Source organism: Streptomyces sp. NBC_00996 (assembly GCF_045162675.1).
Taxonomy (GTDB): Bacteria; Actinomycetota; Actinomycetes; order Streptomycetales; family Streptomycetaceae; genus Streptomyces.
In genome coordinates, this window is sequence record NZ_CP108723.1 from 1,864,054 (window position 1) to 1,889,644 (window position 25,591).

23 protein-coding genes, 1 pseudogene and 1 riboswitch are annotated in these 25,591 nt (G+C 71.3%); of the genes and pseudogenes, 5 read left to right on the forward strand and 19 right to left on the reverse strand.

The window, feature by feature from the left end; genetic code table 11:
* Positions 1-120 precede the first annotated feature (120 nt).
* The 10 genes from OG390_RS08950 to OG390_RS08995 all read right to left on the reverse strand — a co-directional run bounded on the left by OG390_RS08950 (position 121) and on the right by OG390_RS08995 (position 9,441).
* Positions 121-1,206 (reverse strand): hemolysin family protein, encoded by a 1,086-nt coding sequence (locus tag OG390_RS08950; protein WP_406166481.1) that lies wholly within the window; start codon positions 1,204-1,206, stop codon positions 121-123.
* On the reverse strand, positions 1,203-2,528 hold the full coding sequence (locus OG390_RS08955; RefSeq protein ID WP_406166483.1) for a hemolysin family protein: 1,326 nt from the start codon (positions 2,526-2,528) through the stop codon (positions 1,203-1,205). The genes OG390_RS08950 and OG390_RS08955 overlap by 4 nt, the downstream gene beginning before the upstream one ends.
* Before the next feature lie 199 nt (positions 2,529-2,727).
* Positions 2,728-3,183: a PH domain-containing protein gene (locus tag OG390_RS08960; protein ID WP_406166484.1), complete on the reverse strand. Its 456-nt coding sequence runs from the start codon at positions 3,181-3,183 to the stop codon at positions 2,728-2,730.
* Between the two features lie 14 nt (positions 3,184-3,197).
* Entirely contained in the window at positions 3,198-4,055 is an 858-nt protein-coding gene (hisG, locus tag OG390_RS08965) for an ATP phosphoribosyltransferase (protein WP_406166486.1), read from the reverse strand.
* A 45-nt stretch (positions 4,056-4,100) separates the two neighbouring features.
* Positions 4,101-4,373 carry a phosphoribosyl-ATP diphosphatase gene (locus OG390_RS08970; protein WP_028803646.1) on the reverse strand — a complete coding sequence of 91 codons (273 nt, stop codon included), beginning with the start codon at positions 4,371-4,373 and terminating at the stop codon, positions 4,101-4,103.
* Positions 4,374-4,407: 34 nt separating this feature from the next.
* Entirely contained in the window at positions 4,408-4,893 is a 486-nt protein-coding gene (gene ribH, locus OG390_RS08975; protein ID WP_406166488.1) for a 6,7-dimethyl-8-ribityllumazine synthase, read from the reverse strand.
* Positions 4,894-4,973: 80 nt separating this feature from the next.
* Positions 4,974-6,263 (reverse strand): bifunctional 3,4-dihydroxy-2-butanone-4-phosphate synthase/GTP cyclohydrolase II, encoded by a 1,290-nt coding sequence (locus tag OG390_RS08980; protein ID WP_406166490.1) that lies wholly within the window; start codon positions 6,261-6,263, stop codon positions 4,974-4,976.
* Positions 6,260-6,904 (reverse strand): nicotinamide riboside transporter PnuC, encoded by a 645-nt coding sequence (locus OG390_RS08985; protein ID WP_406166491.1) that lies wholly within the window; start codon positions 6,902-6,904, stop codon positions 6,260-6,262. The genes OG390_RS08980 and OG390_RS08985 overlap by 4 nt, the downstream gene beginning before the upstream one ends.
* Complete coding sequence (locus OG390_RS08990) at positions 6,901-7,503, reverse strand: riboflavin synthase (protein ID WP_406166493.1); 603 nt, start codon at positions 7,501-7,503, stop codon at positions 6,901-6,903. Before OG390_RS08990 ends, OG390_RS08985 begins: the two co-directional genes overlap by 4 nt.
* Before the next feature lie 152 nt (positions 7,504-7,655).
* Positions 7,656-7,786, reverse strand: a riboswitch (FMN riboswitch).
* 467 nt (positions 7,787-8,253) lie between these two features.
* On the reverse strand, positions 8,254-9,441 hold the full coding sequence (locus OG390_RS08995; protein ID WP_406166495.1) for an ROK family transcriptional regulator: 1,188 nt from the start codon (positions 9,439-9,441) through the stop codon (positions 8,254-8,256).
* A 668-nt stretch (positions 9,442-10,109) separates the two neighbouring features.
* Between OG390_RS08995 and OG390_RS09000 the strand changes: the two genes are divergently transcribed.
* The gene (locus OG390_RS09000) at positions 10,110-11,321 is read left to right on the forward strand and encodes an MFS transporter (RefSeq protein WP_406166497.1); all 1,212 of its coding nucleotides are present in this window, start codon (positions 10,110-10,112) and stop codon (positions 11,319-11,321) included.
* On the opposite strand, the gene OG390_RS09005 is transcribed toward OG390_RS09000, so the two are convergent.
* Together OG390_RS09005 and OG390_RS09010 are read right to left on the reverse strand one after the other, a co-directional pair.
* A complete protein-coding gene (locus OG390_RS09005; RefSeq protein ID WP_406166499.1) occupies positions 11,281-11,742 on the reverse strand; it encodes an acyl-CoA thioesterase in 462 nt (153 codons plus the stop codon). The genes OG390_RS09000 and OG390_RS09005 overlap by 41 nt on opposite strands.
* 124 nt (positions 11,743-11,866) lie before the next feature.
* Positions 11,867-13,132, reverse strand: a complete 1,266-nt coding sequence (locus OG390_RS09010; protein WP_406166501.1) for an alginate lyase family protein — start codon at positions 13,130-13,132, stop codon at positions 11,867-11,869.
* Between the two features lie 121 nt (positions 13,133-13,253).
* Here OG390_RS09010 and OG390_RS09015 point away from each other — a divergent pair.
* A pseudogene (locus OG390_RS09015) lies at positions 13,254-13,892 on the forward strand (solute carrier family 23 protein); the annotation flags it as partial.
* A 52-nt stretch (positions 13,893-13,944) separates the two neighbouring features.
* On the opposite strand, the gene OG390_RS09020 reads toward OG390_RS09015, so the two are convergent.
* A complete protein-coding gene (locus tag OG390_RS09020; protein ID WP_406177568.1) occupies positions 13,945-15,060 on the reverse strand; it encodes a glycoside hydrolase family 6 protein in 1,116 nt (371 codons plus the stop codon).
* Positions 15,061-15,231: 171 nt separating this feature from the next.
* Between OG390_RS09020 and OG390_RS09025 the strand changes: the two genes are divergently transcribed.
* The gene (locus OG390_RS09025) at positions 15,232-15,906 is read left to right on the forward strand and encodes a DUF5995 family protein (protein WP_406166503.1); all 675 of its coding nucleotides are present in this window, start codon (positions 15,232-15,234) and stop codon (positions 15,904-15,906) included.
* An 88-nt stretch (positions 15,907-15,994) separates the two neighbouring features.
* Complete coding sequence (locus OG390_RS09030; RefSeq protein WP_406166505.1) at positions 15,995-16,924, forward strand: LLM class F420-dependent oxidoreductase; 930 nt, start codon at positions 15,995-15,997, stop codon at positions 16,922-16,924.
* 27 nt (positions 16,925-16,951) lie between these two features.
* Here OG390_RS09030 and OG390_RS09035 read toward each other — a convergent pair whose 3' ends face one another.
* Together OG390_RS09035 and OG390_RS09040 are read right to left on the reverse strand one after the other, a co-directional pair.
* Positions 16,952-18,646 carry a flavin monoamine oxidase family protein gene (locus OG390_RS09035; RefSeq protein ID WP_406166507.1) on the reverse strand — a complete coding sequence of 565 codons (1,695 nt, stop codon included), beginning with the start codon at positions 18,644-18,646 and terminating at the stop codon, positions 16,952-16,954.
* Positions 18,647-18,698: 52 nt separating this feature from the next.
* Complete coding sequence (locus OG390_RS09040; RefSeq protein WP_406166509.1) at positions 18,699-19,487, reverse strand: carbon-nitrogen hydrolase family protein; 789 nt, start codon at positions 19,485-19,487, stop codon at positions 18,699-18,701.
* Positions 19,488-19,854: 367 nt separating this feature from the next.
* Here OG390_RS09040 and OG390_RS09045 point away from each other — a divergent pair, with 367 nt between their 5' ends.
* Complete coding sequence (locus OG390_RS09045; RefSeq protein ID WP_406166511.1) at positions 19,855-20,406, forward strand: Repetin; 552 nt, start codon at positions 19,855-19,857, stop codon at positions 20,404-20,406.
* A gap of 191 nt (positions 20,407-20,597) precedes the next feature.
* Here OG390_RS09045 and OG390_RS09050 read toward each other — a convergent pair whose 3' ends face one another.
* From OG390_RS09050 to OG390_RS09065, 4 genes are all read right to left on the reverse strand, one after another.
* Positions 20,598-20,978 (reverse strand): DUF742 domain-containing protein, encoded by a 381-nt coding sequence (locus tag OG390_RS09050; protein ID WP_406166513.1) that lies wholly within the window; start codon positions 20,976-20,978, stop codon positions 20,598-20,600.
* Positions 20,979-20,985: 7 nt separating this feature from the next.
* Entirely contained in the window at positions 20,986-21,477 is a 492-nt protein-coding gene (locus OG390_RS09055) for a roadblock/LC7 domain-containing protein (RefSeq protein WP_406166515.1), read from the reverse strand.
* The gene (locus OG390_RS09060) at positions 21,467-23,857 is read right to left on the reverse strand and encodes a nitrate- and nitrite sensing domain-containing protein (protein WP_406166516.1); all 2,391 of its coding nucleotides are present in this window, start codon (positions 23,855-23,857) and stop codon (positions 21,467-21,469) included. Before OG390_RS09060 ends, OG390_RS09055 begins: the two co-directional genes overlap by 11 nt.
* 189 nt (positions 23,858-24,046) lie before the next feature.
* Positions 24,047-25,531 (reverse strand): HAD-IA family hydrolase, encoded by a 1,485-nt coding sequence (locus OG390_RS09065; protein WP_406166518.1) that lies wholly within the window; start codon positions 25,529-25,531, stop codon positions 24,047-24,049.
* Positions 25,532-25,591 lie beyond the last annotated feature (60 nt).

Here is a 25,591-nt window from a genome sequence, read left to right on the forward strand (position 1 = left end):
TGGCTTTCGCCCCCTCCGCCCCTGCCCGTCCCGTCCCTGAGGGCTGCGCCCCCAGACCCCCGCGAAAAGATTGCGCAGTTCCCCGCGCCCCTTGAAGGCCCGCGGGGAACTGCGCGTGGGTCAGCTCGCCAGCGCCTCTTCCGGCGTCTCGCTCGGGCGTGGTTCCGAGACGCGCAGCGGAGGAGCCTCCCGGTGGGCCGGGTCGCGTACCTCGCCGACCAGCAGCTCCAGGACGTCCTCCAGGGCCACGAGCCCCAGGACCTTGCCCGACGCGTCGGCGACCTGGGCGAGGTGCGTCGCGGCACGACGCATCACGGTCAACGCGTCGTCCAGCGGAAGCTCGCACCGCAGGGTCGTCATCGGGCGCCAGATCTGCTGCGGCACCGCCCGCTCGGACTCCTCCAGATCGAGTACGTCCTTCACATGGAGATAGCCCATGAAGGCGCCGTTCTCGGCGACCACGGGGAACCGGGAGTACCCGGTGCGCGCGGTGAGCGCGACGACCTGGCCCGGAGTGACCGAGGGCCCCACGGTCACCAGGGAATCGCGGTTCAGGAGGACGTCGGTGACCGGGCGCGAACCCAGCTCCAGGGCGTCCTCCAGGCGCTCCTGCTCCTCCGGTTCCAGCAGGCCCGCCTGGCCCGAGTCCTCGACCAGACGGTTGAGCTGCTCACTGGTGAAGGCCGCCTCGACCTCGTCCTTGGGCTCCACACGGAACAGCTTCAGGATCAGACGGGCGCAGGCGCCCAGGGCGACGGTGACCGGCCGGCACAGCCGCGCGAAGGCGACCAGGCCGGGGCTCAGCCACAGCGCCGTCTTCTCGGGCGCGGCCATCGCCAGGTTCTTCGGCACCATCTCGCCGATGACGAGGTGGAAGAAGACGACGAAGGCGAGCGCGATGACGTACCCGAGGGGGTGGATCAGCCCGTCCGGCAGCTGGATCGCCTCGAAGACCGGCTCGAGCAGATGGGCGACGGTCGGCTCGGCGACCGCGCCGAGCGTCAACGAGCAGATGGTGATGCCGAACTGGGCCGCGGCCATCATCTGCGGGAGCCGCTCGAGGCCGTACAGGACCTGTCGGGCCCGCGCCGTCCCCAGCGGTTCGATCTGGCTGCGCCGTACGGAGACGAGCGCGAACTCGGCGCCGACGAAGAAGCCGTTGGCGAGCACCAGCAGCCCGGCGAACAGGAGTTGAAGCAGGCTCATCGGACGGCCTCCGCAGCGGGCACGGTCCGCACCAGGCGGACGCGTTCGGCGCGGTAGTGCCCGACCTGGCGCACCGACAGGCGCCAGCCCGGGAGTTCGGCCTTGTCGCCGGGGGCCGGGATCCGGCCGAGCAGATCGGCGACGAGCCCCGCGACGGTCTCGTAGGGGCCCTCGGGCACATCGAGGCCTATACGCTGCAGAATGTCCACCCGGCAGCTGCCGTCGGCGTCCCACGCGGGCCGTCCGTCCTCGGGCGGCGCCACCGCGAGTTCGGGCAGATCCAGCCCGTCGTGTTCGTCACGGACCTCGCCGACGAGCTCCTCGACGATGTCCTCCAGGGTGACCACGCCCGCCGTGCCGCCGTACTCGTCGACGACGACGGCGATCGGCTGCTCGCTGCGCAGCTGCTCCAGAAGGGGCTGCACGGGCAGCGTCTCCGGGACGAGCAGCGGGGCCTGGGCGATCCGGCCGACGGGGGTGCGCCGCCGGTCGTGCGAGGGGATCGCGAGGGCATCCTTGAGGTGCACCATGCCGACGATCTCGTCGATCCGCTCCCGGTAGACGGGGAAGCGGGACAGGCCGGTGGCACGGGTGAGGTTGACGACGTCCTCGGCGGTCGCCGACGACTGCAGCGCGCTGACCTTCACCCGCGGGGTCATGACGTGCTGCGCGGTCAGGTCGGCGAGCGAGATGGTCCGTACGAAGAGATCCGCGGTGTCCTGCTCCAGGGCACCGGCCTGCGCCGAGTGCCGGGCGAGCGAGACGAGTTCGCCGGGGGTGCGGGCGGAGGCCAGCTCCTCGGCGGGCTCGACGCCCAGGGCGCGTACGAGCCGGTTGGCGACCGCGTTGAGGGCGGCGATCACCGGCCGGAACAGCCGCGAGAAGACGTGCTGCGGGCCCGCGACGAAGCGGGCGACCTGCAGGGGCTTGGACACCGCCCAGTTCTTGGGCACGAGTTCGCCGATGACCATCTGCACGGCCGAGGCGAGCAGCATGCCGACCACCACGGCGACACCGGACACGGCGCCTTCGGGGATGCCGATCGCGGTGAACGGGCCGAGCAGCAGCTCGGCGAGCGCCGGTTCGGCGAGCATGCCGACGACGAGCGAGGTGATGGTGATGCCGAGCTGGGTGCCGGAGAGCTGGAAGGACAGCTCCTTGAGCGAGTTCACGACGGTCAGAGCCCGTCGGTCGCCGTCGGCCGCGGCCTTCTCGGCGTCGGGGCGCTCGACCGTGACGAGGCCGAACTCCGCCGCGACGAAGAAGCCGTTGGCGAGAATCAGCAGGAACGCCGCCCCAAGGAGCAGCAGGGGGATGGTCATGCCGCCGCCTCGATATGTCGGGAGGGGGCGGCGCAGGTACTACAGGACGATCCGTCCATCGCTGGAGGGAGTCACTCCTCGGGTAGCAGGAAGCCTCTGAACGCCGGGTGGCACATCAGAGACGGAGGCGCAACGAAAACGCCTCCGCCAACAGATTAATCAAGACATGGGCCCAGAGGGCAGGGTGGAAGGCTGAGAGTCAGCCCTCATGTTTCTCGGGGTCGCCGATGGAGCGGGCCTCGGCGAGCGCACGCAGGGCGCGGGCGTCCTCGATCGCGCGCCGCTTGGCGATGCCCGGCTGGATGCCGAGCGCGGGCAGGCTGGTGCCGTCACTGAGGTCGAGGAACACCCAGGGGTCACCGGGGCGCAGGTTGACCTGGAGGATCTCCGCCCAGTCCAGGTGCCGCCTGCTGGTGATGTTGACGACAGTGACGCCGGTCTCGTCGGCGACGACCTTGGGCCGGGAGAGCAGCAGCAGCACCCCGAAGAGCAGCGCCGCGGTGAAGACGAAGCTGAGCCGCTCCCCCGGGCTGAGTTGCTCCAGGAGCATCGCGACCGTCGTGATGACCACGAAGATCGCGGCGCCCGCGGTGAGCAGTACGGCCCGGGTGCGAGACGGGCGGAAGGTGACGGGAAGGGTGGGAAGGTCCGACATGTCCGGCAGTCCCGTCAGAGCCGGCAGGCGTGGATGGCCGTGGTCAGGATGGCCCGCGCGCCGAGGGCGTACAGGTCGTCCATGATCCGCTGGGCCTCCTTGGCGGGAACCATGGCGCGCACGGCGACCCAGCCCTCGTTGTGCAGCGGGGAGATGGTCGGCGACTCCAGGCCCGGGGTGAGCGCTACGGCCTTCTCCAGGTGCTCGGCGCGGCAGTCGTAGTCCATCATCACGTACGTCCGTGCCACCAGGACGCCCTGGAGGCGGCGCAGGAACTGCTGCACCTTGGGCTCGGCGTCCTCGGCGGTGTCGGCTCCGACCCGGCGGATGACGACGGCCTCGGACTTCATGATCGGGTCGCCGAACACCTCGAGGCCCGCGTTGCGCAGCGAGGTGCCGGTCTCGACGACATCGGCGATGACCTCGGCGACGCCCAGTTCGATGGCGGTCTCGACGGCGCCGTCGAGGTGGACGACGGAGGCGTCGATGCCGTGGTCGGCGAGGTGCTTGGCGACGATGCCCTCGTAGGAGGTGGCGACCGTCATGCCGGAGAGGTCCGCGATGCCGCTCGCCGTGCCCGGCTTGGTGGCGAAGCGGAAGGTCGAGCGGGCGAAGCCGAGCGGCAGGATCTCCTCCGCGTTGGCGCCCGAGTCGATGAGCAGGTCGCGGCCGGTGATGCCGATGTCGAGGCGGCCGGAGGAGACGTAGATCGCGATGTCGCGGGGGCGGAGGTAGAAGAACTCGACCTCGTTCTCCGGGTCGACGATCCTCAGCTCCTTGGACTCCCGGCGCTGCTGGTAGCCGGCCTCATGCAGCATCTCCGCCGCAGGGCCTGACAGGGAACCCTTGTTGGGGACGGCGATGCGCAGCATGAGGTCGGCTTCCTTTGTGTGAAGGGGTTGGGGGAACAGCGGGATTCACAGGTGGGCGTACACGTCGTCGAGGGAGATCCCGCGCGCGACCATCATCACCTGGACGTGGTAGAGCAGCTGCGAGATCTCCTCGGCGGCGGCGTCCTTGCCCTCGTACTCGGCGGCCATCCAGACCTCGGCGGCCTCTTCGACGACCTTCTTGCCGATGGCATGGACACCCTTACCGACCAGCTCGGCGGTGCGCGAAGTGGCGGGATCGCCGTTGGCGGCCTTGTGCTGGAGCTCGGTGAAGAGCTCCTCGAACGTCTTCTTGGACATGGTGCTGCCCACCCTACGCGGTCACCGAGGTTCCTCAGCGCCAGGGTTCAGATACTGAGCGCAGCGTGGCCGCGGTCGCCAGCGCGGCCGTCACCGCCTCGTGCCCCTTGTCCTCGTTGGACCCCTCGATGCCCGCGCGGTCCAGGGCCTGCTCCTCGGTGTCGCAGGTCAGCACGCCGAAGCCGACGGGGACACCGGCGTCGATGGAGACCTGGGTGAGGCCGTTGGTGACGCCCTGGCACACGTAGTCGAAGTGGGGGGTTCCGCCACGGATGACGACGCCGAGCGCGACGATCGCGTCGTAGCCGCGGCCCGCCAGGACCTTGGCGACGACCGGCAGCTCGAAGCTGCCGGGGACCCGAAGCAGGGTCGGCTCGTCGATCCCAAACTCGTGCAGGGCGCGCAGCGCGCCGTCCACAAGGCCGTCCATCACCTTTTCGTGCCACTGTGCCGCGATGACCGCGACGCGCAGGTCGCCGCAGTTGCGTACGGACAGTTCAGGTGCACCCTTGCCGCTCACGTCTCTCCTCAGTGCCGCTGTGCTGTGTTGCCGACAGTGCGGTTGTTGCCGACAGTGCCGTTGTTACCGGTATGCCGTCGTTACTGGTTGCCGCAGGCGGACACGGTGGTCGTGTCCAGCCAGGGCAGGTCGTGCCCCATCCGGTCCCGCTTGGTGCGCAGGTAGCGGAGGTTGTGCTCGCCCGCCTGTACCGGCATCGGCTCTCGCGCGGTGACCTTGAGGCCGTGCCGGACGAGCGCGTCGGTCTTGTCGGGATTGTTGGTCAGCAGGCGCAGGCTGTGCACGCCGAGGTCCTCCAGGATCTGGGCGCTGGCGCCGTAGTCCCGGGCGTCGGCGGGCAGGCCCAGCTCCAGGTTGGCATCGAGGGTGTCGCGGCCCTGCTCCTGAAGTTCGTACGCGCGCAGCTTGGAGAGCAGGCCGATGCCGCGCCCCTCGTGGCCGCGCAGGTAGACCACGATGCCGCGGCCCTCGGCCTGGATGCGCTCCATGGCCGTCTGCAGCTGGGGGCCGCAGTCGCAGCGCAGCGAGTGGAAGACGTCGCCGGTGAGGCACTCGGAGTGAACGCGGACGAGGACGTCCTCGCCGTCACCGATCTCGCCGTGGACGAGGGCGACGTGCTCGACGCCGTCGACGGTGGAACGGTAGCCGTAAGCCGTGAACTCGCCGAAGGCGGTGGGCAGGTGGACCTCGGCCTCGCGGCGGACGGTGGGCTCGGCGGTGCGGCGGTAGGCGATCAGGTCCTCGATGGAGATGATCGTCAGGCCGTGCTTGCGGGCGAAGGGGATCAGCTCGGGCAGGCGGAGCATGCGGCCGTCCTCGCCCGCGATCTCGACGATCGCACCGGCGGGGCGCAGGCCCGCGAGACGGGCCAAGTCGACGGCGGCCTCGGTGTGGCCGTTGCGGACCAGGACACCACCGGGCTTGGCGCGCAGCGGGAAGATGTGGCCGGGGCGCACGAAGTCGTCCGCCCGGGCCCTCCCGTCGGCCAGCAACTGAAGCGTGGTGGCACGGTCGGATGCCGAGATGCCGGTGGTCACACCGTGCGCCGCGGACGCGTCCACCGAGACGGTGAACGCGGTCTTCATCGACTCGGTGTTGTCGTCGACCATCTGCGGGAGCCGGAGCCGGTCCAGCTCGTCCCCCTCCATGGGCGCGCAGATCAGCCCACGGCACTCGCTCATCATGAAGGCGACGATCTCGGGGGTCGCCTTCTCGGCGGCGATGACGAGGTCGCCCTCGTTCTCCCGGTCCTCGTCGTCCACGACCACGACCGGGCGGCCCGCCGCGATGTCGGCGATGGCCTTCTCGACCGGGTCGAGCGCGAAGTCCTCGATGTTGTCGGTGCTGTACCAGACCGGCGCGGTGGTCATGCCGGGGCTCCTTCCAGGACGGGCTGCCCGGCCTTGCGGGAGCGCAGCCACCAGTCGCGCATGCCCCACAGGACGAGCGCGCCGTACAGGACGTAGACGAAACCGGAGAAGGCGAAGCCGTTGGCGAAGTTGAGCGGCACGCCCACCAGGTCGACCAGCAGCCAGGCGAACCAGAACTCGACCATGCCGCGCGCCTGGGCGTACATGGCGACGATCGTTCCGACGAAGATGTACGCGTCCGGCCAGGGGTCCCAGGAGAGGGACGGGTACGCGAAGAACAGGCCGGCGACCGCGACGGTGCCGACGGCCGCGGCGCCGATCATGTAGCCGCGCTCGCGCCAGGTGGCGAAGCGGACAGCGATGGAACCGTCCGCCGCCTGCCCCTTGCCGCGGTTCCACTGCCACCAGCCGTACACCGCGACGATCATGACGACGACCTGCTTGCCGGCGCTGCCGGAGAGGTGGGCCGTCGCGAAGGCCGCGAAGAGGATGACGCCGGACAGGAACTGGACGGGCCAGCTCCATATGGAGCGGCGCCAGCCGAGCGCGAGGGCGATCAGACCGATGACGTTGCCGATCATGTCCGACCACTTGATGTGCTGGTCGAGGAGGACGAAGGCCTCGGAGTTCAGCCAGTTCACTTGGCTGCTCCCTGCGTGCCCAGCAGCCGCTCGACGTATTTGGCGATGACGTCGACCTCGAGGTTGACCGGGTCGCCGGGCTGCTTGAGGCCGAGCGTGGTCAGCGCGAGCGTCGTCGGGATGAGGCTGACGGTGAAGTAGTCGGGTCCCGCGTCGACCACGGTCAGGCTGATGCCGTCGACGGTGATGGAGCCCTTCTCGACCACATAGCGCGAGAGGTCCGCGGGGAGCGAGATCTTGACGATCTCCCAGTTGTCGGACGGCTTGCGCTCGATGACCGCGCCCGTGCCGTCGACGTGCCCCTGCACGATGTGCCCGCCGAGGCGCTCACCCACGGCCATCGGGCGCTCCAGGTTGACCCGGGAACCCACGGTCAGGGCACCGAGGCTGGAGCGGTCCAGGGTCTCCGCCATGACGTCGGCGGTGAATTCGTCGCCCTCGTGGTCGACCACCGTGAGACAGACGCCGTTGACGGCGATGGAGTCGCCGTGCTGCGCGCCCTGCGTGACGACGGGGCCGCGCAGACGGAAACGGGAGGCGTCGTCGAGGTTCTCGACGGCGGTGACCTCACCCAGCTCTTCGACGATTCCGGTGAACACTTCCCGGGTCCTCCTGCCTCATGGGGCACGGACTCCGGGGCCTGTCGATGACGACAGAATGAGCGAACGACGACACCGGGGGCGACGCCGAAAGGAGACTCGCCCCATGGGACAAGTCGCAACTGACGGCGGCGCGCACGAATGCCCGCCCGCCGCGCACTGCCTCCCATCCGGACTTTAACCGTCGGTCCAGGAATTTCACCTGGTCAACCGGCCGCTGGAAGCGACCGGGTCGCGGACTATAACCGCCGGTTCGGAATTTCACCGACCCCGGAGTGCGCTGCTTCTGGTACAGGGCCAGTGTGCCACGCCTGATCGACGCCCATGCGGGCGAACGCCTGTGGGGTGGCTCACAGGCCATATGGATGGACTTCTCGCGCGCCGCGCGACCGGTCAACTTCCGCTCCGGCGCACGCCCTTGATGATGGTCCGTACCTATTGACGGTGTGGTCTAGTCCATTTAAGGTCGGCGATCATCGCGTCGTCGAAACCGGTTTGTCGACACCGAATGGTCGCCCCCGATCGACCCGGCGGCGGTGACGGAGGCCCTTGCCCCGCCGCCGGGTCTCCAACGCGGCTGGGGTCCAAACGGTTTTCGCCCCCTCCACCCCTGCCCGTCCCGACCTGGGGCTGCGCCCCAGACCCCGCCGGGTTGTTCTTCAGCTGCGAGAAGGTGGGGGTTTGTCGCACAGTTCACCGCGCCCCTGAAGGGGCGCGCGGGGGCGAGAACCTTCAGGCCCGCTCCCGGGGCTACCGCGACGGTGGTGCGAAGAGTTCGTCCTGGGCGCCGTCCCGGGCTGTCAGGAGGGCGCCGCGCAGCACCGCACCGCCGCCCAACGCACTCGCCCGCACCTTCGTCGGCAGCGGCGACATCCGTACGAGTCGTTGCTCGACCCGCGCGGCGAGAACGTCCCCGCCCGCGCGGCCGACCTCGCCGCCCAGAACCACACAGCCGGGGTCCAGTACGGCGATGACGGAGGCGGCGCCGACGGCGAGACGGTCGGCGAGGGCGTCGAGGAAGCGGGAGGAGTCCGGCGCGTCGGGGGTGGAAACGGCTGCCCTCACCAGCGCCGCCGCGTGTGGTTCGTGCGGAACCGGCTCCGCCACGACGCCGTACCGCGCCGCGAGCCCGGCGACGGCCGCCGCCCCTGCCAGCGAGTGGAAGCCGCCCTCGCAGTCGGTCGCCGAGGGGAGGGTCGAGGTCCCGGGCACGGGGAGGAAGCCGATTTCGCCGGTGCCGCCGGAGGCGCCGCGGCGGAGCCGGCCGTCGAGGATCACCGCGGCACCGGTGCCGTGCCCCAGCCACAGCAGCACGAACGTGTCGCGGTCGCGCGCGGCACCGTCGCGCTGTTCGGCGAGGGCGGCGAGGTTCGTCTCGTTCTCGACCAGGACACGGGCGGGCAGGCGCTCCTGGAGGGCGGCCACCAGACGGCGGTGCCACTCGGGCAGACCGGAGGAGTCGCGGAGTTCACCGGTGCCGGGGTCGATCAGGCCGGGGGCGCCGATGCCGACCGTGTGCAGTCGCTCCGCCCCCGCCTCCTTCGCCGCGCGCTCCACCAGCGTCACCGCCTGCTCGACGGCGGGCCCCGTGCCGGTGTCGTCCGCGATGGGCACCGACGCCCGGGCCAGCTCCGTGCCGAGAAGATCGGAGACGACGACGGAGACCCCCTCGGTGCGCACGTCGAGGGCGGCGAGGTGGGCCCGGTCGGCGACGATCCCGTACAAACGGGCGTTCGGGCCGCGCCGCTGCTCCCCGGACTCCCCCACGACGGAGATCAGCCCGGCTGCCGTGAGGCGCTCGACCAGGTCGGCGACCGTGGGCCGGGACAGTCCGGTGAGCTGCTTCAACTGCCCTGCCGTCAAGGGGCCTTCCTGCTGCAGCAGCCGCAGGGCGAGCCGGTCGTTGATGGCCCGGGCGGTGCTCGGTGATGCGGGCATGCGGGGATCCTCCCAGATCACGGCTTCCTTCCGGCCCACGACCTCTTCCCGGCCCACGGGGTCCTTCCGGCCTACGGGGTCCTTCCGGCCCACGGGCTCCTCCCGGACCACGGGGCCCTCCCGGACCACAGGCTCCTCCCGGACCACGGGGCCCTTCCGGCCCACGGACTCTTCCCGGCCCACAGGCTCCTCCCGGACCCACGGGATCCTTCCGGCCCACAGGCTCCTCCCGGACCACGGGGCCCTTCCGGCCCACGGACTCTTCCCGGCCCACAGGCTCCTCCCGGACCCACGGGATCCTTCCGGCCCACGGGCTCCTCCCGGACCACGGATTCCTCCCGGACCACGGGATCCTTCCGGCCCACGGGCTCCTCCCGGACCACGGATTCCTCCCGGATTACGGGATCCTTCCGGCCCACGGGCTCCTCGCGGACCACAGGTTCTTCCCAGACCACAGGTTCCTTCCGGCTCACGGACTCCATCCGGACCACGGGATCCTTCCGGCTCACGGACTCTTCCCGGCTCATGGGCTCCTCCCACACCACGGGTTCCTCCCGGATCAGCGGAGGGCGTGGCCCCCCGGCCTTAATCCCGCTATTTATCAGGCAGGGTTCCTGATAGTTTACGACGCCAGTGCGGGGAGGACGTCCGGGAGGGGCAGCGGCACCATGAGTGAAGTGGGCTACGACATGCGCGAGTTGAAGCGGGCACGGTACGCCGTGGCCGCCGTGTTCGCGGTGCACGGCGCGGTGACGGGCTCGTTCGCGACCCGGGTGCCCTGGATCCAGGACCACGCCTCGGTGGGCGCGGGCCGGCTCGGCATCGCGCTCGCGTTCCCGGCGATCGGCGCGTCCGTCGCGATGCCGCTCGCGGGCCGGATCAGCCACACCTTCGGCGCCCGCACGGCACTGCGCGGTCTGATCTCGCTGTGGACGCTGGCCCTGATCCTGCCGTCGCTCGCACCGAACCTGTACACGCTGTGTCTGGCGCTCTTCGTCTACGGCGCCACGGCGGGCATGGCGGACGTCGCGATGAACGCCCTGGGTGTGGAGGTCGAGAACCGCCTCGACAAGTCGATCATGTCCGGGCTGCACGGCATGTGGAGCGCGGGCGCCCTGATCGGCTCGGCAGCGGGCACCCTCGCCGCACATCTGGGTTCGGACGCACGCCTGCACCACGCGCTGGCGGCGGCGGTACTGACCGTCCTCGGCCTGGTCGCCTGCCAGTGGGTGCTGGACATCAAGCCGACCGAGGACGAGGAGCCCCCGCCGCGCTTCACCCTGCCGCCCAGGTCGGCGCTGCTCATCGGTGCGGTCGGGTTCTGCGCGGTGTTCGCGGAGGGCGCGAGCCTGGACTGGTCCGCGGTCTATCTGCGCGACCAACTGGCCACCTCGGCGGGTCTCGCGGCGGCGTGCACCACGGGCTTCACGCTCACCATGGCTCTCGCGCGGATCGCGGGCGACCGGATCGTGGACCGCTTCGGCGCCGTCCGCACCGTACGCGTCGGCGGCCTCTGCGCGGCGCTCGGCGGACTGCTCGTCGTGGTGGCGGGAAGCCCGGCCGTGGCCATGGGCGGCTTCGCCCTGCTGGGCCTCGGCATCGCCGTCGTCGTCCCCCTCTGCTTCGCCGCGGCCGGACGCAGCGGCCCCAACCCCAGCCAGGCCATCGCGGGCGTCGCCACCATCACGTACACCTCGGGCCTGGTCGCGCCGGGCGCGATCGGCACACTGGCGCAGGCGACGAGCCTGGTGGTGTCGTTCGGGCTGGTGACGGTGCTGGCGTGCGGGCTCATCGCGTTCGCGGGGGTGCTGCGCGCGGGTGACCGCAACCGGCCGAAGGTCAGCCCTGCGAGCGCAGCAATTCCCGACCCAAGGCCCTGAACCGGTCGCTCCACGCCGTCGGACGCAGCGTCCCCGCGTCGAGCCGGACCAGCACCCTGGTGCCGTGCGCGTACGTCACCGAGCCGTCGGCCGAGCAGAAGCGGAAGCCGTACGTCAGTCCGGTGGTGCCGAGCCGCTCCAGCCAGAGGTGGACGGCGTACGCGCCCGGCCGGTCGACCGGGGCCTCGTAACTGATCCGGAGCTCCTTGACGGCGTTGCAGAAGTCGCCCGCCGCCTCCCAGTCGCCCTCGAAGCCGAAGCCGCGCTCGTTCCACAACGCCGTCCAGGCGCGCTCGACCATCACGGGGTACCGGGCGTTGTGCAGCAGCCCGAGCGCGTCCAGGTCGTCGAAGTGGACGGTGACGGGTATCAGCCGCCCATGGGCAAGGACGGGGGCGGCGGGTGGTGCTTCGGCGGTCACGGGCGGGGCTCCTGAGGGTGCCGGACGGGACGGTGGGGGGCACTCCATCCTAAGCGGCCGCTCAGGAGCTCCTGTCGGTGCGGGGCAGGGCAACCCTCCGGCAGCCCTGCTCCTCCTGCACAGGTCAGCCCGCGATCGAGTCCAGCTGCTCCGCCGCCGGTCGCAGCGCCCACAGGTCGCCGCCGGGCGGCGTTTCGAGCTTCGGCACGGCGGCCTTCGCGGCCCTGTCCCCCGCGTCGGCGGCCGCGTGCACGACGTCGCTCGCCGCGAACCGGTGGAACTCCAGCTCCGGGTGGGTCCACGGCTCGGCGCCCGTCGCCGCGGGCAGCAGATAGTCGACCGCCTTGAACAGGCTCTGGCCGTCCGGCCCTTGGTACGACCAGAGGTTCACGCCCAGGTGCCGGCCGATGGCGGCGAGGCGGGTGTACGCGACCAGGTCGAAGGTCGAGTAGTGCCAACTGCGGGTGCGGGCCAGCTCCTGGGGCTGACTGCCGTCGGCGGCGATCTGCGGATCGATGCGCAGGGCGCGCGCGTCGAGAACGGTCCGCCGGGCGAGGTCGTTGTCGCCGGTCGCGTACGCCAGAGCGGCGAGCAGCATGTCGTAGAAGGTGCCGTGGTTGTTCTTGGCGGCGCCCTCCTCCTTGCCGAAGGCGCTGTTCGCCAGCCAGTCGCGGAAGTCGGTGTTCCAGGCGCGCATCGCGGTGCGGTCGCTCCTGGACCAGCCGGGGGCACCCGTCTCCAGGATCGCGATGGCGTCCAGGACGCTCGTGTAGGACTGCGAGAAGTCGATGATGCCGATGGCCCGGCCGTCGTACTTGCAGGGGATGAACTGCCCGTGGTTCAGGTTCGGGTTCATCCGGGTGTCCGGGGCGAGGAACCAGGTGCGCAGGACGGTGGCGGCCTTCTCGGCGTACTGCTTCTTGCCGGTGTAGTACCAGGCCAGCGAGAGGTCGTAGGCCGAGTCGAAGACCTTCTCGACGTCCTGGCGGTCGGTGCCGGTGTCGACCTCGGGATTGCGCTGGCCGTCACGCTGGACGTAGGGGCAGCCCCAGGGGTTGTCGGCGGTCGTGGGCTGCGAGGGCCACCAGTACGGGGCCTGGCTGAGGTAGTCGTGGACATCGCCGCCGGGTGCGGGCTTCGGCTTGTCGACGACCGTCCAGGGGCCCTGGTCCAGCCAGTTGTCGGCGCGGCCCGTCAAGTCCTTGAGCGTGCGCTTGAGTCGGGGATCTCCGTGATCCAGACCGGCCTTCGTCTGCTGCAGGCGCGCGCCGTCGAGCACCGCCGTCCGCGGGACCTTCGGCGCCGTATGCGCCGCGGCGGAGGGAACGACCGCGGCCGTGAGAGCGACCACGGCCGCCAGGACCACACCCAGTCGGGGTCTTGCACTCATCCAGCACTCCGATCAGAAATATGAACGCAGTTCATAAGGAGGACCGTGCGAGCGTAGGGCGGCTGGTCATCCCTGACAATGGTGCGGACAGATTCACGTACAGAGAATGCAAAGCCACACCATGGATCTCGGCGTGCGCTGGAAATTGCACGGCGACGGGCGCACGCCCGCCCCCGGAGCGGTCGTCCGCCCCGATGAACGCCTCTCCTGGCCCCGCACGGTCGGGCTCGGCGCCCAGCACGTGGTCGCCATGTTCGGGGCGTCCTTCGTCGCACCCGTCCTCATGGGCCTCGACCCGAACCTCGCGATCATGATGTCGGGCGTCGCGACGGTCGTCTTCCTGCTCGCCACCCGCGGCCGTGTGCCCAGCTACCTGGGCTCCTCGCTCTCCTTCGTGGGCGTCGCGGCCGTGATCCGGGCACAGGGCGGCACCAGCGCGACGGTGACCGGCGCGGTGTTCGTGGTCGGCATCGCGCTGTTCCTGGTGGGACTCGCCGTGCGGCGCTTCGGGGCCCGGATCATCCATGCCACCATGCCGCCGATCGTGACCGGCGCGGTCGTCATGCTGATCGGCTTCAACCTGGCGCCGGTGACCGCGTCCACGTACTGGCCGCAGGACCAGTGGACAGCGCTCCCGGTGATGCTCTTCACCGGTCTGGCCGTCGTCTGTCTGCGCGGATTCTGGTCACGGATCGCGATCTTCCTCGGACTGGTCTTCGGGTACGGGGTCTCCTGGGCCTTCGACCGTTGCGCAGGTCGACCCCGGCGTTGAGCCAGGGCGAGGGCACCTCCTCGTACGACGAGGCCGAGGATCAGCGCGCCAGCTCATAGGCGTACTCCGCCGAGAAGGTCCCCGGCGTCCCCTTGCAGCCGTCCGACTCGCCCGGCAGCTTCACCCACAGATAAGCGTCGATCCTGGCCTCCCCGGTGTTCAGGGTCGGCGCCTGTCCGATCCTGCGGCCCGCCGGATCGCACCACGCGCCGTCGGTCGGGGCGCCGTTGCCGTTCCGGCTGGTGTCGATGACGGCGCCCAGGCTCGCCGGGCCGCCGAGAGCGGACAGCACCTGTCGGGCGTACGCGATCTCATCGCTCGTACGGTGGAAATTGGACACGTTGGTGAAGACGCCGTCGGAGGAGGCCGGTGATGCGGCACCCGCCTGTTCGAGCAGCGAGGCCTGTTCGGCGGCGGGGTTCCAGTCCGAGTGGCCGGCGTCGTAGTAGACCCGGGCGTTGGGGTTCGCGGCCTTGAGGACGCGGCCCGCGCGGGCCAACGAGCCGAAGCGGTCGGCCTGTTCGCCCTCGGTGAGGCAGTCGGACTGGGCGATCGAGTCGGGCTCCAGGACGACGATGACCTCGCCGGAGCCCAGCCCCGCCGCGAAGTGGTCGATCCAGCCGTCGTACGCGGCGAGGTCGGGCGCGCCGCCCTCCGAGGCGCCGCCGCAGTCCCGCTGCGGGATGGCGTACGGCACGACGACCGGGACCCGGCCCTGCGCGGCGGCGGCCGACGTCACCGCCCTGACCCGTGCGGTGATGGTGGACGGCGTGAAGTCCGCGAACCAGACCGCTGCCGGACGGTCGGCTATCCGGGACTCGATCACATCGCGCCGGGCGTCGCCGGGATGGGTCTTGACCCAGTCGAGGGCCTGGGAGTCGGGGTGGCGGTAGAGCAGGGCGGGGGCGGCCGCGGTCCCCTGCTTCTTCCTGCTCGCGGAGGGCTTCGGGCCGGGCTTCGGGGGCGGGGATGCAGACCGGGCCGGGGACGGCGCGGCCGACGTGCGCGACGGCGTCGGCACGGCGGGCAGCGGACGGAGGCTGGGCGAGCGGGTCACCAGTGGTTTGGCGTCGTCGGAAGGGCGCCCGTCGTCGAGCGCGGACACCATCCCGGTCACCGTACCGACCGCGACCACGACCGAGGCCGCCGCGACCATGGCACCGCGCCGGGCGGCCCGCCTGCGCTCGGCCCTGCGCGCGGCCAGGCGCTGGGCACGTAAGCCTGACACGTACTTCTCCCCCCTCCCGCCCCGGAGGCGTTCCCCCGTTCTGGGGACGCGTCCGGCCCGGCGGCACTCCGGCCAGCCTAGGACTGGGACGCTGTCCCCATGGCGCAGTTGGCACAGTCGATTACTCCCGTGGACGCGGTCGTCTCCCGTATGCGCGCCCTGGACGCGACCCTGCCCGAGCGGGACGGCGTCGCGGTCTTCAACCGCGTCTACCTCGCCGTCACCGAGGAGGTCGACCGGCACCTGGACGCCGGGGCGTTCCCCGACCCCGAGGCCGCGATCACGCTGGACGTGCGGTTCGCGGAGCGCTACCTGAGGGTGGCCGAGCAGGGGTGCCCGCCTGCCTGCTGGCGGCCGCTGCTGCAGTTCCGGCGCCATCCCGGTGTACGTCCGCTGCAGTTCGCGCTGGCAGGCATCAACGCGCACATCGGGCACGATCTGGCGCTGGCCGTCGTGGACGCCTGTCGTACGCTCGGCTGCGAACCGGCCGATCTGGAGGACGAGTTCGACCGTGTGGGCGATCTCCTCATCTCGATGGAGGAACGCATCCGCGAAGATCTGATGCCGGGCCCCGACCTGCTCCAGATCGCCGATCCGCTCACCCATCTGCTCGGCTCGTGGAGTCTGGAGCGGGCGCGCGACGCCACCTGGTCGGCGGCGCGGGCGCTGTGGGCGCTGCGCGGCCTGCCCGACCTGGCCGAGGAGTTCTGCGACCGCCTCGACGCGGCGGTGGGCTTCGCCGGCCGGATGCTGCTCACCCCGCTGCCGGACTGATCCGGCCACATCGTCGCGCACAGAGCGGAACGTGACGTAGTAAGAGATACGTTGCTGATCGATACGCCTGATGCAAAGGAGCACCAGCATGGCCACTCGGCTCGGCCTGAGTCTTCCGCAGACGCACCAGTACGACATCGGACGCGATGTGCCGGACGTGGCCCACGCGGCCGAGGAGATCGGCTACGAGAGCCTGTGGGTGTTCGAGCGCGCTCTGTTCCCGGAACCCGCGACGCAGGGGCTGTACAACATGCCGGGAGTGCCCTGGCCCGAGGCGTACCGCGGCCTGGCCGAACCGCTGGTGACGCTGACCCTGGCCGTGCCGGCCACGCGGCGGGCCCGGCTCGGCACGAGTGTCCTGGTCGCCCCGCTGCACGGCCCGTTCCAGCTGGCCAGGGCTCTCGGCACGCTGGACGCGGCGAGCGGTGGCCGGGTCGTGGCGGGCTTGGGCACGGGCTGGTCGCTCGACGAGTACGCGGCCGCGGGCGTGGCCCCGTTCGAGGAGCGCGGCAAGGTCCTGGACGAGGTCGTCGATGTCTGCCGCGCGGTATGGGGCCCCGACCCCGTGCGCTACGAGGGCCGCCTGACGAAGATCGCGTCGGCCGTGGTCGCCCCCAAGCCCGTTCGGCCGATCCCGATCCTGCTGCCCGCGTTCACCAAGAAGTCGCTGTCCCGGCTTGTCGAGCGCGGCGACGGCTGGATGCCGGTGGCCATGGGGGCCGAGCAGCTCGCCACGCAGTGGCAGGGGGTGCGGAACTTCGCGGCCGAGCGGGGACGCACGGAGCCGATCCAGTCGGTGGCGCGGGTGAACCTCCAGTACACGGCCAAGGCCTACGACGGCTCGGACCGTGCCCCCTTCCAGGGCGACATCGACCAGATCGTGACCGACCTCGCGGCCCACGCCGAGGTCGGCCTCGACGAGTTCTTCCTCGACTTCGGCGACACCCCGCGGGACGCCCAGGAGCTCAAGGACCTGGCCGCCGAGGTGTACACGGCGGCGCGGGCGGCCGGAATCTGACCACCGCCCGCGGAACCCGATCCGGCCTCAGTCCTCGGGCAGCTCCACCGGCGCGATCTCGTCGTAGACGTCGCCGGGCCCGGGGTTGGTCGGGTCGGTCGTCCCGCCCAGCTGGTGCATGACGCCCCAGACCGCGTTCAGCGCGGTCTGCACGGCGCCCTCGGCCCAGCCGGCCGTCCAGGAGATGTCGTCGCCCGCGAGGAAGATGCCCCGCTTGTCCTCGGGCAGCCCGTCCTGCATGAAGTGGGTGAACAGGCGCCGCTGGTAGCGGTAGTGGCCCGGCAGGTTGGCCTTGAACGCCCCCATGAAGTAGGGCTCGTTCTCCCAGGACACGGTCACCGGGTTGCCGATGATGTGCTTCCTGATGTCGACCTTCGGGTAGATCTCGCCGAGCGACTTCAGCATGACCTCCATCCGCTCGCTCGCGGACAGCGGCAGCCACTTGAGGCTGTCGTCGCACCACGTGTACGAGAGGCAGATGACGGCGGGCTTGTCCGGGCCGTCGTCGAGGAGGTAAGTCCCGCGCGTCATACGGTCGGTGAGCGTCATCGACATGACGTCCCGCCCGGTCTCCTCGTCCTTGTCCAGCCAGAACGGCCGGTCGACAGGCACGAAGAGCTTCGAGGACTCCATGTAGTGGGTCCGCTCGATCGCCGTCCAGTGGTCGATCGGGAAGAGCGAGTCGTCGCAGGCGATCTTCGACAGCAGCATCCAGGACTGGGCGGTGAAGACGGCCGCCTTGAACGTACGGATGTCGCCGTTCGCGTCCGTCACCGTGATCTGGTTGCCCGCGGTGCGGTGCAGTCGGGTCACGGCCGGGCGCGGGGTGCCGTCGTGCAGCTTGGCCAGCGACGTCCCGTACGCCCAGTGGACGATCTTCTCGGGCTCGCGTTCCCACAGCCGCAGCGGCAGTTGCTGGGAGCCGCCGACGATGCCGCGGTGGTGGTCGTCGGCCTCGGTGTAGACGACGCGCAGGATCTCCAGGATGGAGTTCGGGAAGTCGGTGTCCCAGCCGCCCGTGCCGAAGCCGACCTGGCCGAAGATCTCACGGTGGCGGAAGGACTTGAAGGACTCCGACTCGCAGAGAAAGCCGTAGAAGGTCTGGTTGTCGAGTTTCTCGACGAGCTTCGCCCAGATCTCGCGGATGCGCGGCACGTCGCGCTCCCGCATGGCCTGGTTCATGTCGGAGAAGTCGGCGCCGTCTTCGAGGCAGGCGTTCCAGGCGTTCATCACGTCGCGGTAGACCTGCGGCAGGTCGTCGACGGTGGTCGCGTAGTGCGACTCGCCCTTGAGGTCGACGACCGTCGAAGGCGTCGACTCGGCCAACGGGTTGGGGAACGGCCGGGTCTCCAGGCCCACCAGGTCGATGTAGTGCTGGAGGGCGGTGGAGGACGGCGGGAAGCGCATGGCGCCCATCTCGGCGGTGAGCGAGGGGTCGCACCCCTCGAAGCCCACCGTCCGCAGCCGGCCGCCGATCTCGTCGGCCTCGTACACGACGGGCTTGAGGCCCATCTTCATCAGCTCGTACGCGGCCACGATGCCGGAGAGTCCGCCGCCGATGACCGCGACCTCGGTGCCGTGCTCGGTCGCGGGTATCTGTCCGAGGCCCGCGGGGTGCGCGAGGAAGTCGTCGTACGCGTAGGGGAAGTCCGGGCCGAACATGGTGATCGGCGGCTGCTGCACATCGGCGTGCTGGACGGCGTTGGGCACCGTGGACGTCATGGGGTACGGACTCCTTGCGCGAAAGCTGTTTGAGGGGAGAGTGCGGCCGGACTCAGATCAGCGACCCGTAGAGGCCGGGGCGGCGGTCCTTCAGATACGGGTTCGCCTCGCGCGAGGCCGCGAGGAAGCCGGGGTCGGCGTCGGCGAAGACCAGTTCCTCGCCGCGGCCGGCCCGGGCGCGGGCGACCCCGTCGGGCCCGGCCAGCGTGGAGAGGCCGACGAACTCGAACTCCCCCTCCGGCCCGGTGCGGTTGACGTACGCGACGTACATCTGGTTCTCGAAGGCGCGCACCGGGACGACGGACTCGGCGACGAACTGGAACGGGTGCATCTGCGCGGTCGGCACGAGCAGGAGGTCGGTGTCGGCGAGGGCGTGCGCGCGGACGTTCTCCGGGAACTCGACGTCGTAGCAGATCATGAGGCCGACCCGCAGGCCACCGAGCTCGGCCTGCACGACCGGCTGCTCGCCGGGCGTGAAGTGGTCGCGTTCGAAGCAGCCGAAGAGGTGAGTCTTGCGGTAGTTCGCGAGACGGGTGCCGTCGGCGGAGATCAGCCGCGCGGAGTTGAAGACCTGCTCGCCGGAGCGCTCGGGGTAACCGTAGGCGAGGGCCACGCCGTGCCGGGTGGCGATCTCGGCGATCGCGTCGGCCGAGCCGCCGTCGGCTGGCTCGGCGAGGCGGGCGATGTCGTCACCGATCGCGTACCCGGTCAGGAACATCTCCGGCGCCACGAGCAGCCCGGCGCCGGCACCGGCGGCGCGGCCCGCGGCCTCGTCGAGCACCTTGAGGTTCTCGACGACCGAGCCGGGACGGCCGGAGCTCTGGAGCAGGGCTGTGCGCATGCGTGTTCCTCACGGGTACGGAGGGTTTGGGGGTGAGCGGCGCCGGGCGGTGTGGAGGCGTGCCTGCACTTCGCAGGGATCGCTTGGATAGACGGTACGGGCGGCGGCCTCGACCGGACAAGAAGGACCCGTTGCGCGCCACTGAACGAATCGTTGCGTGCCCCAGGGGCCCGGCGGCGATTCGTTGCGCACCCTCGGACGTAGCCCGGATCCCCCTTGGGCGTGGCCCGGATCCGCCTTGAGGCGCAGGTCACGGGCATGGCCCCCGCCGGACGGCGGAGGGGCGGTGACGTCCGCGGCACGATGTGCCCGACGAGCGTCGGCGGAACAGTGGTGACTGTCCGTTTCACCTGCAGAAAGGACTGTCATGAGCCGCCTGGACCGTCGTCCGGAGCTCATCGCGCTCGGTGCCGCCGTGCTCCTCTCCGCCGCGGCGGCCGGATCCGCCGCCGCCTCCGGCACCGGGCATCAGGACAAGCGGGAGGCCGCCGCGCTCACCGGAACCGCCAAGGTGTACCGGTCGGCGGGCGACGACATCACCTTCTCCTTCGACGCCCACCTCGCGGCCAAGGACAACGACAACCCGCTGAAGGCCACCGGCACCTTCGCGTGGAGTCACTACATCGACGGTGACGGGGCCTGGGCCAAGGCCAGGGTCGACTGCCTGCTCACCGGGGGCAAGGTGGCCGTGGTCTCCGGAGTGATCACCGACTCCGACCTGCCCGGCGCGAAGGGCGGGCGGGTCGGCATCACGGTCCACGACCTCGGCCACCACGACCGGCTGGGCTACAGCTGGGCGTCGGTCGGCAGTCCGGTGGAGACCAAGGACCTGCCGAAGTGCGTCGGTTCCGCGCCCTTCGAGAAGGTGAAGCAGGGCACGGGCGACTACACGGTCGTGCCCTGGCAGCCCGCGTTCTAGTGCCCCAGCAGGCAACGTTCGCCCCGTCGCGACGCCCGGCACGCCCTCTCGCCGCACCGACCGAAAGCCCAAGTACGTCCAGTACGAGGACTTCCGGCCGGCACCACACCGAGAGCACGCACCGGACGCCGCTCCTTGACGCGCAAACGTTGCCTGCCGGGGCACTGGTGCTCACGGCTCGGGCCCTGTTCTCACAGCTCGCGCAGCCGCTCCACGATCTCGCGCAGCAGCTCCGGGTCGGCCGCCGGTCCGCCCGGCCCCGGCCGCCGCGGTGCGTCGATGCGCACCAGACCGGCCTCGGCCAGGTCGCCGAGCAGCACACGTACGACGGTCAGGGGCAGGTCGGCGTCCGCGGCCAGTTCGACGACCGGCCGGGGTCCGCGGCGCACCAGGTCGAGCAGGGCGGCGCGGGCATGGTCGACGCCCGGCTGTCCCTCGTCCGTCCGCGCGGCCGTGACCTGCGACATCAGATCGATGGTGTGCCGGTCCGAGGGCCGGGTCCGGCCCCGCGTCACGGTGTAGGGCCGCACCATCGAGCCGGTCTCGTCCTCGTACCAGTGGTCGTCGGTCACGGGCGGATCAGGGGCCCGCGGGGTCGGCGGCCGATCGTACGGCGGCAGCCATGTGGCGGCCGACGCGGCGGACGAGCAGCGCCATCTCGTGGGCGAGCTGTCCGACGTCCGTCTGCACCTCGCTCAGGACGGCCAGCCGACTGCCGTCACCCGCCGGGGTGATGAAGAGGTAGGCGTCGTCGAGCATCACCATGGTCTGGCGCACCTCCCCCGCGGCGAAGCGCTCGCCGGCCGACCGGGCGAGACTGTGGAAGCCGGAGCAGACGGCGGCGAGATGCTCGATGTCCCCTCTGCGCATGCCGTCCGAGCAGCTCAGCGGGAGGCCGTCGGCGGTGAGGAGCACGGCCTGGCGGACGTGGTCGGTTCGGGCCACGAGGTCGTCGAGCAGCCAGCCGAGATCGGTGCCGGGCTGTTCGGGGTCGATGCCGGGCTGTTCGGGGGTGATGCCCGGGAGCTCGGAGAGTCGGGCGGGGTGCTCGGGGGTCTGGTCAGGGCGCATCGGCGGCGGCCGTTCCTTCCTCGGTGTCGGTTCGCTGCGCGGGGCCGGGTTCGGTCGGCAGGCCCTTGCGGCCTCGGTCGAGGCCGCGCTGGAAGGCGCCGAAGACCGCGCGGATCTCCTCGGGCGTGACCTCGCGCTCCGACGTCCCGTCGGGTGCCGGAACCTCGGTGCGCAGCTGGGGGGCGAGGGAGGTCTGGCGGACGCGTGTGGGCAGGGCGGGCGACTCCGACGCCGGACCGCTCTCCGGCATACGGCCCAGGCTCACGACCTGCTCCTGCTCTCGTTCCTGCGCCCGCTCCCACTCGTGGCCGTGCTCCCGCTCCCCCTCCCGCTCCTGGCCCTGCTCCCGTTCGCGCCCCTGCTCGTGCTCCTGCTGCACCGCGCGCTGTTCCTGGAGGACCGCGGTTCCCCTCCGGGAGGGCAGCGCCCGCCGCTCCGTGTCCGCCACCGCCTCCGGCCGCTCGGGTTCGATCGGCGCGAGGACCGCCTCCGGCAGCAGCACCACCGCCGTCGTACCGCCGTACGGCGACCGGCACAGCGTGACCTCGATGCCATGGCGTGCGGCGAGCCGCCCCACCACGTACAGCCCGAGCCGGTCGTGGCGGGTCGGGTCGAAGTCGTCCGGCGTGGTGAGGGTGCGGTGGGCTTCCTCGATCTGCTCGGGCTCGAGGCCGAGGCCACGGTCGTCGATCTCCAGGACGAAGCCACCCCCGGCCCGGCCGGTGCGCAGGGTGACCTGGGTGTGGGGCGGCGAGTACACGGTGGCGTTCTCGACGAGTTCGGCGATCAGATGGGCGACGTCGGCGACGGCGTCCGCCGCGACACCCGCCTCCGGCATAGGCGGGATCACGACGCGCGCGTAGTCCTCGATCTCGCTCACCGCGGAGGACACCACGTGGGCGATGGGTACGGGCCGCCGCCATTTGCGGCCGGGCGCCGCGCCGGACAGGATGATCAGGCTCTCGGCGTGCCGCCGCATGCGGGTGGTGAGGTGGTCGATCCGGAACAGGTCCTCCAGGACGTCCGGGTCGTTGGTGCGCCGCTCCAGCGTGTCGACGAGTTTGAGCTGGCGGTGCACGAGCGCCTGATTGCGGCGGGCGATGTTGAGGAGCACGGCGAACAGCCCGCGGCGCAGGGTGGCCTGCTTGACGGCGGCCTCGACGGCCGCGAGGCGGGCGGTGTTGAAGGACCGGCCGACCTGGCCGATCTCGTCGGCACCCGCCTCCCCGTCGGCCAGGGGCGGGGCCTCGGCGGCGGCGTCCACGTCCTCGCCCGCGCTCAACCGCCGCATCACGTCCGGCAGTTGGCGGGAGCTCAGGAGGTCGGCGGCGTCCCGCAGCGTTTCCAGGCGGCGCGAGATACGACGGGCGCCGCGCACGGCGAACCACAGGGACAGGGCCACGGCGGCGAGTCCGAGCACTCCGACGACGGCGGCCTTGGCCAGCTCCCGGTAGGCGAACTCCCGCCCACGCTCTGCGGAGTTGACGGCCGACCGGGTGCACAGCTGCATGTAGCGCTTGACGGCCCGGTCGGTGGTGGTGCGCCAGGAGCCGGCCGCGACGGCCTCGCCCGCACGCTGCGCGCCCGCCCGCAGCAGGGCGTCCTCGCCCCGGGTCAACTGCCGATGGAGGCCCCCGCGCTGGAACTCCTCGAAGAGGGAGCGCGAGTCGGCGGGCAGGTCGGGCACATACGTCCGCTCGAAGACCCGGCGGTCCTCGATCGTCGCGGTCAGTGTGTCGTACTGGCGGTCGCTGAGCGATCCGGCGGCCCGCGCCCCGGCGACGAGGGCGTCCTCGCGCGACACGAACTCCCGTACCCGCACCAGCTCGATGACGACTTGGGCCTCGCGCGCGAGCTGTCCGGCCTGCAGCGCGGTGAGCGCGGACTGGACGTCGAAGCCCGGTTCCACGAGTGTGCTGTACTCGCTGACCGCCCGGTCCCAGGAGATGGCGCGGGACAGCACGCGCTCCCGCAGCCCCTCCAGCGCGTCGACGGAATGGAGCATGGCGTCGAGCACCTGTCGCTGCCGGTCGGACAGCCGGCCGCGGTCCCCGTCCCGGATCGCGTCCCGCATGGCGGTCACGGCGCGGTCGGTGCGGCGCTGCTGCTCCAGCAGCTCGACGGCCGCCGCCGTACCGTGATTCGCCCCCAGGTACGCGGCCGCGAGCCGCCGTTCGATCTGGATCTGGCCGACCGCCGTGTCGACCGGTGTGCCGAAGTCGACGTACACCCCCTGGACCCGGACGAGCGCGCGCAGTTCGCCGGTGACGGACACCATGGCGAAGCTCCACAGCGTCATGAGGGCGATTACCGGAGCGAGTGCGAGCGCCACGATGCGCGTACGGACCGTGGTGGGACGGCCGAAGGGCCAGCGGCGCATGGTCTCCCCAGGACGACAGGACGGTCGGGCGGCCGGGCGACGTGTGGTTACCCATCGATGTTACCCGCTGGTAGCGAGCGCGGATCAACCTACGGGATGACGCACCCGGATCGCAATGGCTTCCTGAACTGACTGTTTGTTCAATACGAGGGGAGTGCTCGGTCCACTCAACGCGCGGTGCGTGCGCGGTCAGTCGGCCCGGGGCACGGTGAAGGTGGTGACGACCGCGGCGTGGTCCGACGGCCAGTGGTTGCCGGCGACGTCGGGCCAGGGGCGCGGGGTGCCGCTGACGAACGTGCGCGAGTCGCGCACCCGCAGGCCGCGATGCAGGACGAAGTCGATCCGGTCCTGCGGCTCGGGCCGCCCGCTGCCGTCCTCGTGCTCCACGTGGATCGGCGACCAGGTGTGCCCCGGATCCCGTACGGGGTCGGGGTGGGCCTCGCGGTAGGAGTCGCGCAGGCCCGCCTCCTCGGCGGCCTTGGTCACCGGCCACTCGACGTCCGGCCGGTCCAGGTGCGAGGGCGCGTTGAAGTCACCGACCAGCACCACGGGGGTGGCGTCGGTGGCGGACTCCGCGATCCGCCGGAGGATCTCCCGCATCTGCTCCAGCCGTACGGCTTCGTGGGCGATGAGTTCGCCGGCCGGGAGCCGGTCGAAGGCGGCCTCGTACGGCCCGTACGGCGTGTAGTCGAGGTGGGCGCTCCAGATGTCGACCTCCTGCCCGCCGTCCAGCCGGATCCGGACGCCGGTCCCCCCGTAGAAACCGACGTCCGGATCGCCCAGGCGAGCGGTGATCGGATAGCGGCTGATGACGCCTAGGTTCTCGCCCGCCCGGTGGTGGTGCCAGCCGAGCGCCACGGCGAGTTCCTCCGCCGAGTTCCCATACGTCTCCTGAAGACCGACCACGTCCGCGCCCGTCTCCGCGATGGCCTTGAGCTGCTTCTCGCGGTGGTCGTCCACCTTGGTGCCGCCGTACCAGAGGTTCCAGCTCATCACCCGCAGCTCGCGGGGCGCGACCATGGCGCGCAGCCGTGCCGGGGTCACCTCTTCCAGGCTGGCGAGAACGGTGCGCCCGGCCGCGGGGGCGATCGGCGCGAGGGAGGGCACCGCGAGCACGGCGCAGCCCGCCGCCTCGGCGGAGGCGACGCCCGTGCGGGTGTCCTCGACGGCGACGCACGCGGCGGGCTCGACCCCCAGGGCGCGGCAGGCGGCGAGGTACGGGTCGGGGGCGGGCTTGGTGCGCTCGGTGTCGTCGGCGGTGACGGAGACGGCGAAGTGTCCGGCGCCGAGGGCTTCCAGCACGGTGTCGGCGACCGCGCGCGGTGATGCGGTGACGAGGGCGGTGGGGACGCCCTCGTGCACCAGTTCCTGGAGGAGTCGAAGCGCTCCCGGCCGGGGCACGATGCCGGTGCGGACGCGGTCCGCGAACTCCCGGTGCAGCTCGGCGGCGATCTCCTCGGCCGGGGCGTCCGTGATCCCGCCCAGCCAGGCCGCGGTGTACTCGACGGGCCGCCCGAGCACCTCGGCCTGGTCGGCGCCCGTCAGCGGGCGTCCGAGCCCGTCGGCCACCTGCTCCACCGCCTCCCACCACAGCCGCTCGGTGTCCACGAGCGTGCCGTCCATGTCGAACAGGACGGCCTGGAGGGTGAGTTGGGGGGTGGTGCGGTGGGTCACGATGCCCTCTTTCGTCGGTGCAGCGGTCTCGGTGGCCGGGCTTCGGCGTGCGAAACTCGG